General features: G+C 74.3%; 13 protein-coding genes. 8 read left to right on the top strand and 5 right to left on the bottom strand.

All coding sequences use genetic code 11. The annotated features are described in order from the left end of the window. Positions 1-17: 17 nt before the first annotated feature. The 4 genes from ABT095_RS07820 to ABT095_RS07805 form a co-directional block, all read right to left on the bottom strand. A complete protein-coding gene (locus ABT095_RS07820) occupies positions 18-428 on the bottom strand; it encodes a roadblock/LC7 domain-containing protein (protein WP_350528414.1) in 411 nt (136 codons plus the stop codon). Beyond that, on the bottom strand, positions 425-2,908 hold the full coding sequence (locus ABT095_RS07815; RefSeq protein ID WP_350528413.1) for a sensor histidine kinase: 2,484 nt from the start codon (positions 2,906-2,908) through the stop codon (positions 425-427). Before ABT095_RS07815 ends, ABT095_RS07820 begins: the two co-directional genes overlap by 4 nt. A gap of 46 nt (positions 2,909-2,954) precedes the next feature. After that, the gene (locus tag ABT095_RS07810; protein ID WP_350528412.1) at positions 2,955-3,737 is read right to left on the bottom strand and encodes an MHYT domain-containing protein; all 783 of its coding nucleotides are present in this window, start codon (positions 3,735-3,737) and stop codon (positions 2,955-2,957) included. 206 nt (positions 3,738-3,943) lie between these two features. Next, positions 3,944-5,311, bottom strand: a complete 1,368-nt coding sequence (locus ABT095_RS07805) for a cytochrome P450 (RefSeq protein WP_350528411.1) — start codon at positions 5,309-5,311, stop codon at positions 3,944-3,946. A 381-nt stretch (positions 5,312-5,692) separates the two neighbouring features. Between ABT095_RS07805 and ABT095_RS07800 the strand changes: the two genes are divergently transcribed. The 8 genes from ABT095_RS07800 to ABT095_RS07765 all read left to right on the top strand — a co-directional run bounded on the left by ABT095_RS07800 (position 5,693) and on the right by ABT095_RS07765 (position 11,533). Further along, complete coding sequence (locus ABT095_RS07800) at positions 5,693-6,076, top strand: hypothetical protein (protein ID WP_350528410.1); 384 nt, start codon at positions 5,693-5,695, stop codon at positions 6,074-6,076. Then, positions 6,073-7,164, top strand: coding sequence for a hypothetical protein (locus tag ABT095_RS07795; protein ID WP_350528409.1), 1,092 nt, complete (start codon positions 6,073-6,075; stop codon positions 7,162-7,164). The genes ABT095_RS07800 and ABT095_RS07795 overlap by 4 nt, the downstream gene beginning before the upstream one ends. A gap of 34 nt (positions 7,165-7,198) precedes the next feature. Then, positions 7,199-7,633 carry a roadblock/LC7 domain-containing protein gene (locus tag ABT095_RS07790; RefSeq protein ID WP_350528408.1) on the top strand — a complete coding sequence of 145 codons (435 nt, stop codon included), beginning with the start codon at positions 7,199-7,201 and terminating at the stop codon, positions 7,631-7,633. A 68-nt stretch (positions 7,634-7,701) separates the two neighbouring features. After that, positions 7,702-8,076 carry a hypothetical protein gene (locus ABT095_RS07785; protein ID WP_350528407.1) on the top strand — a complete coding sequence of 125 codons (375 nt, stop codon included), beginning with the start codon at positions 7,702-7,704 and terminating at the stop codon, positions 8,074-8,076. Between the two features lie 169 nt (positions 8,077-8,245). Further along, complete coding sequence (gene modA / locus ABT095_RS07780; RefSeq protein WP_350528406.1) at positions 8,246-9,073, top strand: molybdate ABC transporter substrate-binding protein; 828 nt, start codon at positions 8,246-8,248, stop codon at positions 9,071-9,073. Between the two features lie 71 nt (positions 9,074-9,144). Continuing rightward, entirely contained in the window at positions 9,145-9,915 is a 771-nt protein-coding gene (gene modB / locus ABT095_RS07775) for a molybdate ABC transporter permease subunit (RefSeq protein WP_350528509.1), read from the top strand. A gap of 10 nt (positions 9,916-9,925) precedes the next feature. Continuing rightward, a complete protein-coding gene (locus tag ABT095_RS07770) occupies positions 9,926-10,978 on the top strand; it encodes an ABC transporter ATP-binding protein (RefSeq protein ID WP_350528405.1) in 1,053 nt (350 codons plus the stop codon). Positions 10,979-11,005: 27 nt separating this feature from the next. Further along, positions 11,006-11,533, top strand: coding sequence for a barstar family protein (locus ABT095_RS07765; protein WP_350528404.1), 528 nt, complete (start codon positions 11,006-11,008; stop codon positions 11,531-11,533). A 284-nt stretch (positions 11,534-11,817) separates the two neighbouring features. Here the strand turns inward: ABT095_RS07765 and ABT095_RS07760 are convergent, their stop codons facing one another. After that, positions 11,818-14,289 (bottom strand): ATP-binding protein, encoded by a 2,472-nt coding sequence (locus tag ABT095_RS07760; protein ID WP_350528403.1) that lies wholly within the window; start codon positions 14,287-14,289, stop codon positions 11,818-11,820. Between the last annotated feature and the right edge of the window lie 14 nt (positions 14,290-14,303).

Below are 14,303 nucleotides of genomic sequence, written 5' to 3'. Positions count from 1 at the left end.
GGGTAGGGCACCTCGGCTCACCCCCCGACCGAGCTGCGCGGCGCGGTGTGCAGGTGTTCGCCGACCCGGCGCACCAGCCGGGCCATCTCGTACGCGATCAGGCCGAGGTCGGCGTCCGCCCCGGCGAACACGGCCAGGCAGGTGCCCTCCCCCGCCGCCGCGACGAACAGGAAGCCGTGCTCCAACTCGACCATCGTCTGGCGTACTTCACCCGCGTCGAAGTGCCGCCCGGCGCCCTTGGCCAGGCTGTGGAAGCCGGAGGCGACGGCGGCCAGGTGCTCCCCGTCCTCCCGGCCGATGCCCGCCGAGGTGCCCATCGCCAGGCCGTCGGCGGAGAGCATCACGGCGAACCGGATCTGCCCGACCCGGGAGACGAGTTCGTCGAGCAGCCAGTTGAGCTCGCCTGCGTGGTGTGTCGTACCGATCATCGGCTCGTGCCTTCCTGGGAGTCGGTGGTGGTCCGGCCGCGGTCCTTGCCGCGGGCCCAGCCCTGCTGGTAGGCGGACATCGCGGCCCGGGCCTGTTCGGGGTTGCGCCGCGCCGGGGCCTCCGGCCGGGCGGCGGGCTGCGCCGGGGCCTCGCGAAGCTGGGGGGCGAGGCTCGCCTGCCGGACCCGGCGCGGGAGTTCGCCCTCCAGCAGCGGCCCGGGGACGGACGGGGGCGGTACCGGTGCCGGTGCGCTGACCGGCTCGGGCTCGGGTGCCGGGCGCGGCACCAGCGAGGGCTCGGGCCGCAGCGGCCCGGCCTCCCGCACGCCGAACGGGTGGGCCAGGCCGGCCGGGGCGGCGGCGAGCGCGGCCGGCGCCGCGACGGCGGCAACCACCGGGGCCTCGCTCTCCGCCGGCAGCTCGAGCAGCGCGGTGGGCAGCAGTACGACGGCGGTGGTGCCGCCGTACGCGGAGGGCCGCAAGGCGACCTTGACCTCGTGCCGACGGGCCAGCCGGCTGACCACGAAGAGCCCGAGCCGGTCACTGTCGAAGAGGTCGACCTGCTCGGTGGCGCCGATCCGCCGGTTGGCGTCGGCCAGCGCCTCGGCGCCCATGCCGAGCCCCCGGTCCTCGATCTCCAGCGCGTAGCCGTTGCCGACCTGCTCGCCGCGGATGTGCACCTTGGTGTGCGGCGGCGAGAACCCGGTGGCGTTCTCCACCAGTTCGGCCACCAGGTGGGTCAGGTCCGCCACCGCCGGGCCGGCCACCGCCGCGAACGGCAGCCGGTGCACCTCGACCCGGGCGTACTCCTCGACCTCCGCGACCGCCGCCCGCACCACGTCCATCAGCGGCACCGGTCGGCGCCAGGCCCGGCCGGGCACCGCGCCGGAGAGGATGATCAGGCCCTCGGCGTGCCGCCGCATCCGGGTGGTCAGGTGGTCCAGGCGGAACAGGTCCTCCAGCTCCGACGGATCCTCGGTGCGGCGCTCCATCGCGTCCAGCAGGGTGAGCTGGCGGTGTACGAGCACCTGGCTGCGCCGGGCCAGGTTGACGAAGACGCCCGAGACGCCGGAGAGCACCTCGGCCCGCTCCACGGCGGCGGTCACGGCGGCCCGCTGCACGGCGGCGAGCGCGCCGTGGACCTGCCCGATCTCGTCCTGGCCGTACCCGCGCAGCGGCGCCTCCGCGGCCACGTCGATCTCCTCGCCCGCCCGCAACCGCCGGATGGTGGCGGGGAGTTTGCGCAGCGCCAGCTCGAGTGCGCTGTTGCGCAGGGCGATCAGCTCGGTGACCAGGCCGCGCCCGATCTGCACCGAGATCAGCAGCGAGCCGAGCACCGCCGCCAGCCCGAGCAGCACGGCCGCTCCGGCGGGGGTGAACAGCCCCAGCGCGTACGGGCTGATCCGTTGCACGGCGGCCGAGCCGGCCGCCGTCTCCACCCCGGTCAGGCCCTGGGTCACGCGGTCGGCGGCGGTCTGCCACTGGTCGGGGCTGACCGCGCCGACCGCCTGGGTGCCGTCGGCCGCGCCCGTCACGGCGTCCTCCGCGCGGACCAGGTCGCGGTGGTCGGCGCCGGTGGTCACCACGGCCAGCGCGGTGCGGTCGGCCGGGCGCAGGTCGGGCGCGGCGGTCTGCTCGAACAGCCGCCGGGCGGCCACCGCGTCGGTGAAGCCGCGCAGGCCCGTGGCGCTGAGCGAACCGCTCGCCTGCGCGGCCCGGATCAGCGCGTCCTCGCGAGTCAACTGCTCGTGCGAGCGGGAGAGTTCGAGCAGTACCCGGGCGTCGGAGGCGGCCCGGTGGTCCTGCAGCTGGGTGGTGGCGCCGATCACCTCGAAGGCCCGGTCCACGGCGGCGCCGTAGGCGGCGTACGCCTCCTCCCAGCTCACCGTCCGGGCCGCCAGCCTGGTGCGCAGCGCGGGCAGCGCGGCCACGGCGGTGCCGAGCGCGTCCACCCGGGCGGCGGTCTCGGGGCCGAGCCCCTCGGCGTCGGCCCGGTTGTACCGGTCACCGAGGGCGAGCGGCGCCCAGGCCCGGTCGGTGGCGCCGGCCGCGTCGCGCAGCGCGCTCTCCCGGCCCGCGCCGGAGCCCGCCAACAGCTGGCCGGCGGCGGTGCGTTCGGCCTGCAGCCCGGCCAGCGTGGCACGCACCGGGGCGAGCACGCTGCGGTCGGTCTGCTGCAGGTGGATCAGGCTCCAGACGTCCTGCGCGGTGGTGACGGTGGCGAAGGCCCACAGGGCGAGGACCGAGACCACCGGCACCATCAGCAGTGCCACGATCCTGGCCCGCACGGTGCGCGGTCGCAGCCGGTGCAGGCCCACCGCCTGGTCAAGGGGGCCGGCGGCCACGGCCCCGGCCTCCTGCGCCGGAGGCCCGGCGTGGGCACCCCGGCGCTGCCCGGTACCACCGGGGCGGACGGGGCCGCGGGCGGCACTCGGAGCCGCCGGCGGCGCGCTGCGGGTGGAGCCGCGGCGTACTCGCATGGGTGGAGCCCTTTCGCTGTACGGGAGTTTGAGGTGGCAGCGTGCCTTAAGCCGCGCGGTCGAATTCCTCGACGGCGAGCTCGCCGGCCTCGCGGTAGGCGGCGTTCTCCTGTGCGGTCGGCGAGAGCGCGACGAAGGCGGAGGCCAGGAAGAGGAACGAGCCGAGCGCCACCGCCAGCGGGAAGATGAACTGCATCGGAGTGGCGCCGCCCAGCTCGCTCCGGCCGGGGTGCATGTGCACCTGGACGGCGGCCATGCCGGTGTAGTGCATGCTGCTCACCGCGATGCCCATCAACAGGGCCGCGCCGCCCGCCGCGTAGACGTTGCGGATGTTGACGGCGGCCCAGAGCGCGGCGGTGGCCGCACCGACGGCGATCAGCACCGAGAGCGCCACCGCGCCCAGCTGGTAGGCGACTTCGCCGTGCATCCGGACGGCCGCCATGCCGGTGTAGTGCATCGCCGCCACCCCGAACCCGGTGGCCACCCCGCCGAGCAGCAGCGAGCGGCCCCGGTTGCGGCCGTAGCCGACCAGGAACACCCCGACCCCCACCACGGCGACGGCCATCACCAGGCTGAGCAGCGTGAGCGGTACGTCGTACCGCAGTTCGGTGCCGTCCACGCTGAAGCCGAACATCGCGACGAAGTGCATCGTCCAGATGCCGGAGCCGATCGCGGCGGCCGCGGTGAGCAGCCAGTTGCGCCGGGAGGGGCCGGTGGCGGCCAGGCCGCGCAGCGTGCAGCGCAGGCCGAGGGCGGCACCGACGCAGGCCATCACGTACGAGAGGGCGGGCGTGAGCCAGCCGAAGCTGAAGTGGTTCAGGGTTCCCATCTGTGGGGCCTCCGGGTCACCGGTCGGGCCCGGGAGACACCGCCCCGGGCTGTCTTCGACCGTGCGGCCCCGGATTCGGTCATATGCCAACGGCTGCATGCCTACCGGAAGGGCGCATTCGGTCTCGGATGTCCGTGACGCTATCCAGCCCTACGAAGAGGCCGACCGAAGATCTGAAAAGCTGCCCACAGAGGGAAGTTGATCTGCTACAGGCTCCGCGGGGTCAGCCGCACGCGGACCGGGCCTTCCGCTTGGAGGGTGAGACCCTGGCCGATCGGGACTTCCCTGTCGACGGCCTCGAACTCGAAGGCCTGCAGGAGGGCCGCCAGGGCCAGCACGGACTCCAGCATCGAGAAGTACTGGCCGATGCAGGCCCTGGGGCCGCCGCCGAACGGGTACCAGGCGTACCGGTGCCGGGCCGCCTCGCGCTCGGGGGTGAAGCGCTCCGGGTCGAAGCGCTCGGGCTCCGGCCAGTGCCCGGGGTGACGGTGGGTGACCCAGGGCGAGACCATCACGTCGGCCCCGGCCGGGATCTCGTGGCCGCCGATCTCACAGGCCTCGACCGCCCGTCGGCCGAAGATCCCGGCCGCCGGGTAGAGCCGCATCGACTCCTTCAACACCATGGTGAGATAGGAGAGTTGCTCGACATCGGCGACGCCCGGCGCCCGCCCGCCGAGCACCTCGCCCACCTCCGCACGGGCCCGCCGCTGCACCTCGGGATGCCGGCCGAGCAGGTGCAGCGCGAAGGTCAGCGAGGTGGCGGTGGTCTCGTGCCCGGCGAGCAGGAAGATCAGCACCTGGTCCCGCAGTTCGGTGGCGTCCAGCCGCTCACCGTCCTCGGTGCGGGCGTCCGCGAGCAGGCCGAGCAGGTCACCGGCCCCCTCGGCCTTGCCGGGCCCGGCCGCGCGCCGCCGCGCGATGATCCCGTCACACACCCGGTACAGCTCGCGCTGGGCCGCAAGTGCCCTACGGTTGGCCGGAGTCGGCCAGCTGCGCGGCGCGTGCAGCGGCGAGAAGGACCTGGCCAGCAGGTACTCCCCCAGCACCGGGAAGGCGCCCCGCACCACGTCGACGGCGGCCTCCACGTCGGCGCCGAACAGGATTCGCGAGACCGTGCGCAGCGCGAACCGGGACATCTCCGCCACCGCCTCCACCACCCCGCCCGGCACGGCCGACCAGCGCTCGACCAGCGCCGCCGCCTCGACGGCCACCGCCCCGGCGTAGCCGTCCACCCGCCGCCGGGTGAACAGCGGCTGGATCAGGCGGCGTTGGCGCTGGTAGTCGGCGTCCTGCGCGGTGAGCAGCCCGTTGCCGACCGTGCTGCGGACCTCCTCGTAGAGCGTGCTCTCCTTGCGGAAGTTGGCGGCCTGGCCGGCCAGCACCTGGTGGGCGCCCTCCGGGGAGAAGACCGCGTAGATCTCGCCGCGCAGGCCGGGCGGCCCGAAGGCGAACCGCACCACGTCACCGTAGTCACGCTGGGCCGCCAGCATCGCCTGCAGCGGCTGCCGGGCGAGATCGACCATCGAACCGATCAGGGGCAGTCCGGGCGGGCCCGGTATCCGGACAGTCGGCACGCGACACCTCCAGCTCTCCACCCGCGCCCGGCGGCGCCCGGACGCGGGACCGTGCGCATGCGGGCAAGCTAACTGATCGATCGTCAGCTCGTAAGGGGGCACGGAAAGTTGCCCGTGCCGATCACGGGCGCCGCCCGTACGCCGGGGCGAGCGCGGGCAACTGCTGCGATTCGGCCAACCTGACGGACCGAGAACACCCCGGCCGGAACGAGCCCCCACCAGATCGGACGCCCGGCCTCCACCCCGGGGCCGTGGCTCGAATTCGCCACCGCACAGCGGAATATGACGATGACATTTTCATCCCGCAGTGACCGCCAGTAGCCTTCCGTGCCGGAGGGGCCACCCGCCGTAGCGGCCCCCGCCAAGCCCGAAGGAGCCCGTGTGCCCGGAATCGACGACTGCCTGGCCCAGGCGATGGCGATCACCGGTGCGCGTGGGGTCAGCCTCACCGACTGGAGCAGCGGACTGGCGCTCGGCCACCAGGGCGAAAGCCCGAGCGGTGACCACGAGACCACCGCCGCCGAGGCCACCGACCTGGCCCGCGCCGCCGCCGACTGCCCCACCTTCGCCGACCAGGAGGACCCCAGGATGCCACTGCAGGACCTGATCCTCACCACGCGTGGCAGTTACCACCTGATCCGCTTCGTCGGCACCTCCTTCGACAGTAGACTCCTCCTCCACCTCTGGCTGGATCGCGCCCAGGGCAACCTCGCCGTGGCCAGGCTCCGGCTCCAGGCCCTGGCCGAGGAGCTGGTCGTCGGATGACGCTCACCACCGGACTGCCCGCACCACCGGGCGCCCTGGCCAGGGACGGCGAACTCTCCTCCCTGCTCGAGGTGTTGGCAGGATCGGGGGCGACCGGGGCGCTGCGCGGCGAGTACGGCACCGTCCATCTGGCCGACGGCGCCGTCACCCACGCCGAGAGCCACCTGGCCCCCGGGCCCGCCGTCCTGCTCACCGTGAGCGGCCGGCTCTCCCCGCAGCTGTGGCAGCTGCTGCTGCTCGGCCACGGCCCGAGCTGCCGGGTCGGCAGCCGGCTGGTCGCCCAAGGCCACCTCAGCCAGGGCGAGTTGGAGCTCTGCGCACTCAGCACCCTGTACGACGCGGGGTACTTCGCGCTCGCCTCCCCGGCCGCCACCGCGGTCTTCGACCCGGGCGCCCGGCACTGGCTCGGCCCGGTCGTCCGGGTCGGCGCCCGGGCCCTGCTCCGGGAGACGGCGCGGCGGCAGCAGCTGCTCACCCGGATCTGGCCCTGGCCGCAGGTGGACACCGCACCGCTGGTGCCCGCCCGGACCTCGCCGGGCGCGGTCGGCCGCCGCAGCCGGCCCCGGCTCTCGCCGCGCGGACGCGAACTGCTGGCGCTGGCCGACGGCCGAAGAACCCCGGCGGACCTCGCCCTGCTGCTGGGCCGCTCCGCCTTCGCCACCCTCGCCGAAGTGCGCCGCCTGGCCGCCGCCGGATACGCCGAGACACCCTTCACCGGCCACGGCTCCCCGCAGGCCGGCCGGCTGACCCCCGTCCCCCCGCCGCTGCCCACACCCGACCGCTTCGTCCCCCCGCCCCGCCAGGCGCCGGAGCCCCGCCGAGCGCCGGAGCCCCGGCCGGCCTCGGCCACCGCCGCCCCGCTCCCCCGCCCGGAGGCCACGCTCTCCCGCCGGGAAGCCACGCGCCCCCGGCCGGAAGCCGTGTTCCCCCGGCCGGAGGCCACGCTCCCCCGCCCGGAGACCGCCGCGGCGCCGCTCCCCCGGCGCTCGCGGCCCGCCGCCCCGGTGGCTGCTCCGCCACCGTCCGCCCATGACCCGGACATCGCCCTGCTGACCCGAGTCCTCACCGCACTGGAGGCCCGCCTGTGACCGCCCCGCCGCCCGACACCCCGCCCTCGGTGCCATGAGGCGAGCGATCCGACAGCGAGTCGGACGCCGCCAACTCGGCACCCTGGAAGCCGATCTGCAAGGCGAGCTGCGCTCCCTGCGCCACCGCCTGCCGCACTTCGCGGGCGCCGTGGTCGCCAGCGTGGACGGTCTGCTGCTCGCCCACGACACCCACGACACCGAACCCTCCGGCCTGGCCGCGCTCACCGCCGCGGCGCTCGGCGTCGCCCAGCGGCTCGCCGACGCCACCGGGCAGGGCGAGTTCCGCGAGTCCCTGGTGCGCGGCGAGCACGGCTACGTCGCCACCTACGCCGCGGGCAGCGTCTGCGTGCTGACGCTGCTCTCCTACCCCGACGTCAACGTCGGACGGCTGCACCTGGAGGGCCGCCGCTCGGCGGAACGGATCGGCGCCCTGCTCGACGGCGCGCTCGGCCCCAAGGAAGTCGAGTGAGCCCCCGCCGGCCGAGCCCCCTCAAGAAGCCAGTACCCCCGCAACCCATCGCAGAAGGAGCAACCGACATGGCCGACGTGGACACCACCCTCCGCCTGACCATCAGCAGCATCGAGGGCGCGATCGGCGTCGCCCTCGTCGACTACAACAGCGGTATGGCGCTCGGCACCCTGGACAGCGCCAGCGGCCTGGACCTCACCGTGGCCGCCGCCGGGAACACCGACGTGGTGCGCGCCAAGATGCGCACCATGGACATGCTCGGCCTCAAGGACGGCATCGAGGACATCCTGATCACCCTCACCAGCCAGTACCACCTGATCCGGCCGATCACCGGCCGCGGCGGCAAGGGCCTGTTCCTCTACCTGGCGCTCGACAAGACCCGGGCCAACCTGGCGATGGCCCGCCACCAGCTGGCCAAGATCGAGACCGACCTGGAGGTCTGAAACCCGCAGGCCACCTCCGGTTCAACACATCGCACATGCGGGCACACCTCCCTCCCCGACCTGGCCTGTGCGATGAGACAGCGGATTTTCAGGCCGTATCTGCGGCACTATGATCAGCCTCACCACCGTAGCCCCCGCGCCTTCCGGCGCGGCAGGAGGGGAACACCTCATGACCAGCTCCACGCGCCGCACCGCCGTCGCCGCCCTCGCCGCCCTCGCGCTCTCCGCCGGCCTCTCGGCCTGCGGCAGCGACGGCGCCAAGCCGGCGGCGGGCAGCTCCGCGACGGCCTCCACCGCCGCGGGCGGCACCGCGACCGCGAAGGTCTCCGGCACCGTCACCGTCTTCGCCGCCGCCTCGCTCAAGGAGAGCTTCACGGCGCTCGGCAAGAAGTTCGAGGCGGCCAACCCCGGGGTCAAGGTCACCTTCAACTTCGGCGGCAGCTCCGCGCTGGCCCAGAGCATCAACTCCGGTGCCCCGGCCGACGTCTTCGCCGCCGCCAGCCCGGCCACCATGAAGACCGTCACCGACGCCAAGGGCGCCACCGACCCGAAGGTGTTCGTCCGCAACACCCTCGAGATCGCCGTGCCCAAGGGCAACCCCAAGCACATCGCCGCCCTCAAGGACCTCGCGGGCTCCGGTGTGAAGGTCGCCCTGTGCGCCCAGCAGGTGCCGTGCGGCGCCGCCGCCGTCACCGCCCTCAAGGCGGGCGGGGTGAACCTCACCCCCGTCACCCTGGAGCAGGACGTCAAGGGCGCGCTGACCAAGGTCGAGCTCGGCGAGGTCGACGCCTCGCTCGTGTACAGGACCGATGTGAAGTCGGATGCTGCGAAGATCGACGGTGTGGACTTCCCCGAGGCCGCCAAGGCCGTGAACGACTACCCGATCGCCCCGCTGGCCAAGGCCCCCAACGCCGCCGGCGCCGCCGCCTTCGCCGCGTACATCCTCTCGCCCGAGGCCCAGGCGCTGCTCACCGCGGCCGGTTTCCAGGCCCCGTGACACAGCGCCGGCCGGGCGGCGTCCCCGTCGGGCAGCCGGTCGCACCGGTCCGACGGGGGCGCGGCCCGCGCATCCCGTACGCCCTGCTGCTGCCCGCCCTGCTCGGCCTGGCCTTCCTGGTGCTGCCGCTGGTCGGGCTGCTGGTCCGGGCGCCGTGGAGTTCGCTCTCCGGGCAGCTGGGGAGCACCGAGGTCTGGCAGGCGCTGCGGCTCTCGCTGGTGTGTGCGACGGCGGCCACGGGGGTGTCGCTGTTGCTCGGGGTGCCGCTGGCCTGGCTGCTCGCCCGGACGGAGTTCCCCGGCCGCCGGCTGGTCCGGGCACTGGTCACGCTGCCGCTGGTGCTGCCCCCCGTGGTCGGGGGTGTCGCGCTGCTCCTGGTCCTCGGACGCAACGGGATCATCGGCCGCCGGCTGGACTCCGCCTTCGGCATCACTCTGCCCTTCCACACCTCCGGGGTGGTGATCGCCGAGGCTTTCGTCGCCATGCCCTTCCTGGTGATCAGCGTGGAGGGGGCCCTGCGGGCCGCCGACCCCCGGTACGAGGAGGCCGCCGCGACCCTCGGCGCCTCCCGCCTGACCGCCTTCCGCCGGGTCACCCTCCCGCTGATCGCCCCGGGCATCGGCGCGGGCGCCGTCCTGGCCTGGGCCCGCGCGCTCGGCGAGTTCGGCGCCACCATCACCTTCGCGGGCAACTTCCCCGGCCAGACCCAGACCATGCCGCTGGCGGTCTACCTGGCCATGGAGTCCGACCCCGAGGCCGCGATCGCGCTCAGCCTGGTGCTGCTCGCCGTCTCGATCGCCGTCCTGGCCGGCCTGCGCGAGCGCTGGACATCCGCACCATGAGGGAGGCTTCATGACTCTCGACGCCCGGCTGCGGGTCGAGCGAACCGCCTTCCGGCTCGACCTGGCCCTCACCGCCGCCCCCGGCGAGGTGATCGCCCTGCTCGGCCCCAACGGCGCCGGCAAGTCCACCGCTCTGCGCGCCCTCGCCGGCCTGCTCCCGCTGACCGCCGGCCACCTGACCCTGGACGGCGCCGCGCTGGAGGACCCGGCCACCGGCCTGCACACCCCCGCCGAGCAGCGCCCGGTCGGCGTGGTCTTCCAGGACTACCTGCTCTTCCCCCACCTCAGCGCGCTCGACAACATCGCCTTCGGCCTGCGCTGCCAGGGGCTGCGGCGCAAGGCCGCCCGGGCCGCCGCGCTGCCCTGGCTGGAGCGGATGGGCCTGGCCGAGCACGCCGGCAAACGACCCGGCGCGCTCTCCGGCGGGCAGGCGCAGCGGGTCGCCCTGGCCCGGGCGCTGGCCGTCCGGCCCCGGCTGCTGCTGCTCGACGAGCCGCTGGCCGCCCTCGATGCCCGCACCCGGCTCGAGGTCCGCGCCCAGCTGCGGCGCCACCTGGCCGAGTTCGAGGCCGTCGCGGTGCTGGTCACGCACGACCCGCTGGACGCGATGGTGCTGGCCGACCGGCTGGTGGTGATCGAGGACGGCACCGAGGTGCAGTCAGGCACCCCGGGCGAGATCGCCCGCCACCCGCGCACCGACTACATCGCCCGCCTGGTCGGCCTCAACCTCTACCAGGGCGCGGCCGACGGACACACCGTCACCCTCCCGGGCGGGCTCTCCCTGACCACCACAGAGGAGCTGCACGGCCCCGCCTTCGTGGCCTTCCCGCCCTCGGCCGTCGTGCTCCAGCGCGAACGCCCCGCCTCCAGCGCCCGCAACCTCTGGCAGCTCGAGGTCGCCGGGCTCGACCTGCACGGCGACCAAGTCCGGGTCGACCTCACCGGCCCGCTCCCGCTGGCCGCCGACCTCACCCCGGCCGCCGCCGCCGAGCTCGACCTCGCCCCCGGCGCCCTCGTCTGGGCCTCCGTCAAGGCCGCCCAGACCCACGCCTACCCGGCCTGATCCTCCCCGTCGGTTACAGTCCGAGCCATGGCCGCCTTCGACCCCACCACCGACGACCTCGCCTACCGGCTGCTGCGCACCGGCCCGGTCACCCTCTACTGGCGACCGGCCCTGTTCGCCGAGACCCTCGGCCTCCTGCGCGCGGACGGCTACCAGGTGGTCGAACTCCACGCCGCAGCCTGGCACTCCGACGCCGACCTGCACCGCGATCTCGCCGCCGCCCTCGACTTCCCCGCCTACTACGGCCGCAACCTCGACGCCCTCAACGACTGCCTGCGCGACGTCACCGCCCTCGAGTACGGCGCCTCCCCCACCGCCACCGGCCTGGTCCTCGCCTTCCACGGCTACGACCACTACACCGCCGCCAGCCCCCGCAGCGCCCCCATCGTCCTCGACATCCTCGCCGACCACTCCCGCCGCGCGGCCCTCACCGGCCTGCGCCTGCTCACCCTCGTCCAGACCGACGACCCGTCCTTCACCCTCCCCCCACTCGGCGCCACCCAGGCCCAGTGGAACGACGCGGAGTGGCTCACCGCCTCCCGGCACCCGGAGTGACCGGCCCCGGCGAGGTCCGGGGCGAACCCCACGTCGATGTCCGGGCCCGTACCCCACCCGCCCTGCCTGCCGGTCTCCACCGGCAACTGCGCGCCTGACGGCACTGGAGAAGGTGGAGCGCCAAGAGGCCGATGGCCAGGCGATGAGGCTGCGCCTTTCGTGGCCGGCTTTCTGCTGCGTGTACGTCGACAGTTCCCGCTCTGCTTGGCGGCGGAACCGCGAGCGGCCCGACTGACGGCGCGCCATCCACGTGGATGGCCGCCGCCCCCCTTCGGCAGCGCCCGTCAGGCATCGTCCGTCTCGTCGGCCTCGGGTACGCCGAGTCGTGTGAACAACTGCCGGGCGTGCTGCCGGTGCCGCAGCGCGTGGTCGGACTGGCCGAGAGCATGGTGGGCGGCGGCCAAGCCGCGGTGGGCGCGGGCCTGCTCGTACACATCGCCGTCCTCGCCGGCGAGGTCGAGAGCCGTGCGGTGCAGTTCGAGGGCACGTGACGGCTCACCGGCGCAGCGATGCGACTCGCCGAGGCCGTTGGTGGCCTCGACCTCACCCACCCGGTATCCGACCCGGCAGAAGATGTCGAGGGCCCGGCGGTGGTGCTCGATGGCCTGCCGGTGGTGTCCGGTCGCGCAGTGGACGAGTCCGAGGCTCTGCAACGCGCAGGCTTCGCCGACGAGATGGCCGGTCTCACGGAAGACGGCCAGGGCTTGCCGCTGCCGGTCCACTGCTCGGTCGTACCGCCCGGTTCGCTGGTGGACGTTGCCGAGGAGGTGGAGCGCGCCGGCTTCACCCACGCGGTCGTTGATCCGGCGGAAGATGACGAGTGCCTGCTGCTGGAGGTCGGCGGCCTCCTCGTACCGGCCGGTCCGGGCGCGGACGACGCCGAGGTTGGACAGGACCCGGCTCTCCCCGGTGTCGTCGCCGATGCGGCGGAAGACGGCCAGCGCCCTGCTGTAGTGGTCGGCCGCCTCCGCGAGGCAGCCGGTGAGCCAGTACGCGATCCCCAGGTTGCCCTCCGCGTCGCCTTCACGGGGCCGGTCGGGGAGGTCGCGGATCAGCGTCAGGGCCTCCTGCTGGCAGGCGATTCCCTGCTGATAGCGCCCGGTTCTCAGCTGGACGATGCCCAGGTTGACCAGAGCGTAGGACTCCGCGGACGGGTCGGACAGCCGTCGCGCGGCCAGCACCGCCCGCCGGTGCAGCTCCTCCGCGTCGGCGTAACGGGCCTGGGTGTCGAGGTGCCCCCACAGAACGGTGGACAGGCCGGTGACGTGTGCGGGCCAGGAGCCGTCGGCGGCATGCCGGGCAGCGGCCAGGAGGTTGGCGTGCTCGGCGTCGAGCCAGGCCTGTGCGGCTGCGGCGTCGACGAGGTCGACCGCCGGGGTCGTCGGCCTGCGAACCCGGGCGTGTCGGGCCTGTTCGGCCGGGTCGAGGAGGGCCGTAGCCACGGATGCGGTGTACAGGAAGTGGTCGAACAGCCGGGTCAGCGCGGCGTGCCGCTCTTCCTCGGACTCCGTCGCGAGAGCGGTGGCCTCGGCATGCCGGCGGATCAGGTCGTGAAAAGCGTAGCGGCCGGGAGCCGGCTGTTCGAGGAGGTGGTGGTCGACCAAGTCCTCGAGAAGGTCGTCCGCCTGATGGAGCGACAGGTCAGCGAGAGCGGCGGCGCAGTACGCGTCCACCTCGTCTCCCGGATTGAGCCCCAGCAGGCGGAACAGGCGCTGCTGGGACGGCGCGAGGCCGCGGTAGGAGAGGGCGAAGGCAGCGGACACACTGCGGTCGTCGTCCTCAGCCGGTTCGGCCGGTCTCCGGGTCTCTCGGCGCAGGCGTTCGGCCAGGTGCTCGACCGTCCAGGCAGGGCGGTGGACCAGTCGAGCGGCGGCGAGCCGGATCGCCAGCGGCAGGTACCCGCACAGCGCGACGATCTCGGCGACGCCCTGCGGCGCCGCCCCGCAGCGGTCGTCCCCGACCACGCGGGCGAACAGCTCCGCCGCTTCGCCGGGTGCCAGGACGTCCAGCGAGACCGACATCGCGCCGTCCACCGCGGACAGCCTCCGCCGGCTGGTGACGAGAGCCAGGCAGCCGGCGCCGCCCGGCAGCAGCGGGCGCACCTGGGCCGCATCGGCGGCGTTGTCCAGCAGGACCAGCGCGCGCTTGTCCGACAGCTGCGAGCGCCACAGGCCGGCCTGCTGGTCGAGTTCCTCGGGTATCTGCCCGGGTGGCACACCCAGGGCACGCAGCAGCCCGTCGAGTGCGCCGGCCGGGGTGACCGGATCCCGCCCAGGTGTGAAGCCGTGCAGGTCCAGGAAGAACTGCCCGTCCGGATAGCCGTCTGCCAGCAGGTGCGCCGCGCGAACGGCCAGCGCCGTCTTGCCGACCCCGGCCATGCCGTCGATCACGGCGACCGTCACCGCGCTGCCGCCCGTGGCGGCGGTCGACCGCAGCAGCCGTTCGAGGTCGCCCTGCCGTGCGGTGAAGTCGGCCAGGTCCCGGGGCAGGAAGCTCCTCCCGCTCACGGACTCGACGGGTGTCCGCTCGTCGGCGGGTGCCCCGCCCGAGGACAGCAGGCGCTGCCGGTCCTCGTCACCGAGGCCGAGGGCGTCGGCCAGCAGCATCAGCGACGAAACCCGCGGCGGTCTGCCGGCCCTGGTCTCCCAGCGGGTGATCGTGCGCAGGGACAGCCCCGAACGCTCCGCCAGCTGCTCCTGCGTCAGCCCCGATCTGCGTCGCAGTTCTCGTACCAGCCCCGACAGTTCGCGAGACATGCTCCCCCTTGCGG

It is taken from the genome of Kitasatospora sp. NPDC002227 (assembly GCF_040296285.1).
GTDB lineage: Bacteria > Actinomycetota > Actinomycetes > Streptomycetales > Streptomycetaceae > Kitasatospora.
Note: the sequence above shows the minus strand (reverse complement) of the source record. Positions and strands in the feature narration are given on the sequence as shown.

What these genes read in the sequence shown, in the direction of transcription:
- ABT095_RS07815 (WP_350528413.1), bottom strand. Translation starts at nt 2,908, where the DNA reads ATGCGAGTACGCCGCGGCTCCACCCGCAGCGCGCCGCCGGCGGCTCCG.
- ABT095_RS07795 (WP_350528409.1), top strand. Translation starts at nt 6,073, where the DNA reads ATGACGCTCACCACCGGACTGCCCGCACCACCGGGCGCCCTGGCCAGG.
- ABT095_RS07820 (WP_350528414.1), bottom strand. Translation starts at nt 428, where the DNA reads ATGATCGGTACGACACACCACGCAGGCGAGCTCAACTGGCTGCTCGAC.
- ABT095_RS07770 (WP_350528405.1), top strand. Translation starts at nt 9,926, where the DNA reads ATGACTCTCGACGCCCGGCTGCGGGTCGAGCGAACCGCCTTCCGGCTC.
- modA (WP_350528406.1), top strand. Translation starts at nt 8,246, where the DNA reads ATGACCAGCTCCACGCGCCGCACCGCCGTCGCCGCCCTCGCCGCCCTC.
- ABT095_RS07790 (WP_350528408.1), top strand. Translation starts at nt 7,199, where the DNA reads ATGAGGCGAGCGATCCGACAGCGAGTCGGACGCCGCCAACTCGGCACC.
- ABT095_RS07760 (WP_350528403.1), bottom strand. Translation starts at nt 14,289, where the DNA reads ATGTCTCGCGAACTGTCGGGGCTGGTACGAGAACTGCGACGCAGATCG.
- ABT095_RS07810 (WP_350528412.1), bottom strand. Translation starts at nt 3,737, where the DNA reads ATGGGAACCCTGAACCACTTCAGCTTCGGCTGGCTCACGCCCGCCCTC.
- ABT095_RS07785 (WP_350528407.1), top strand. Translation starts at nt 7,702, where the DNA reads ATGGCCGACGTGGACACCACCCTCCGCCTGACCATCAGCAGCATCGAG.
- ABT095_RS07765 (WP_350528404.1), top strand. Translation starts at nt 11,006, where the DNA reads ATGGCCGCCTTCGACCCCACCACCGACGACCTCGCCTACCGGCTGCTG.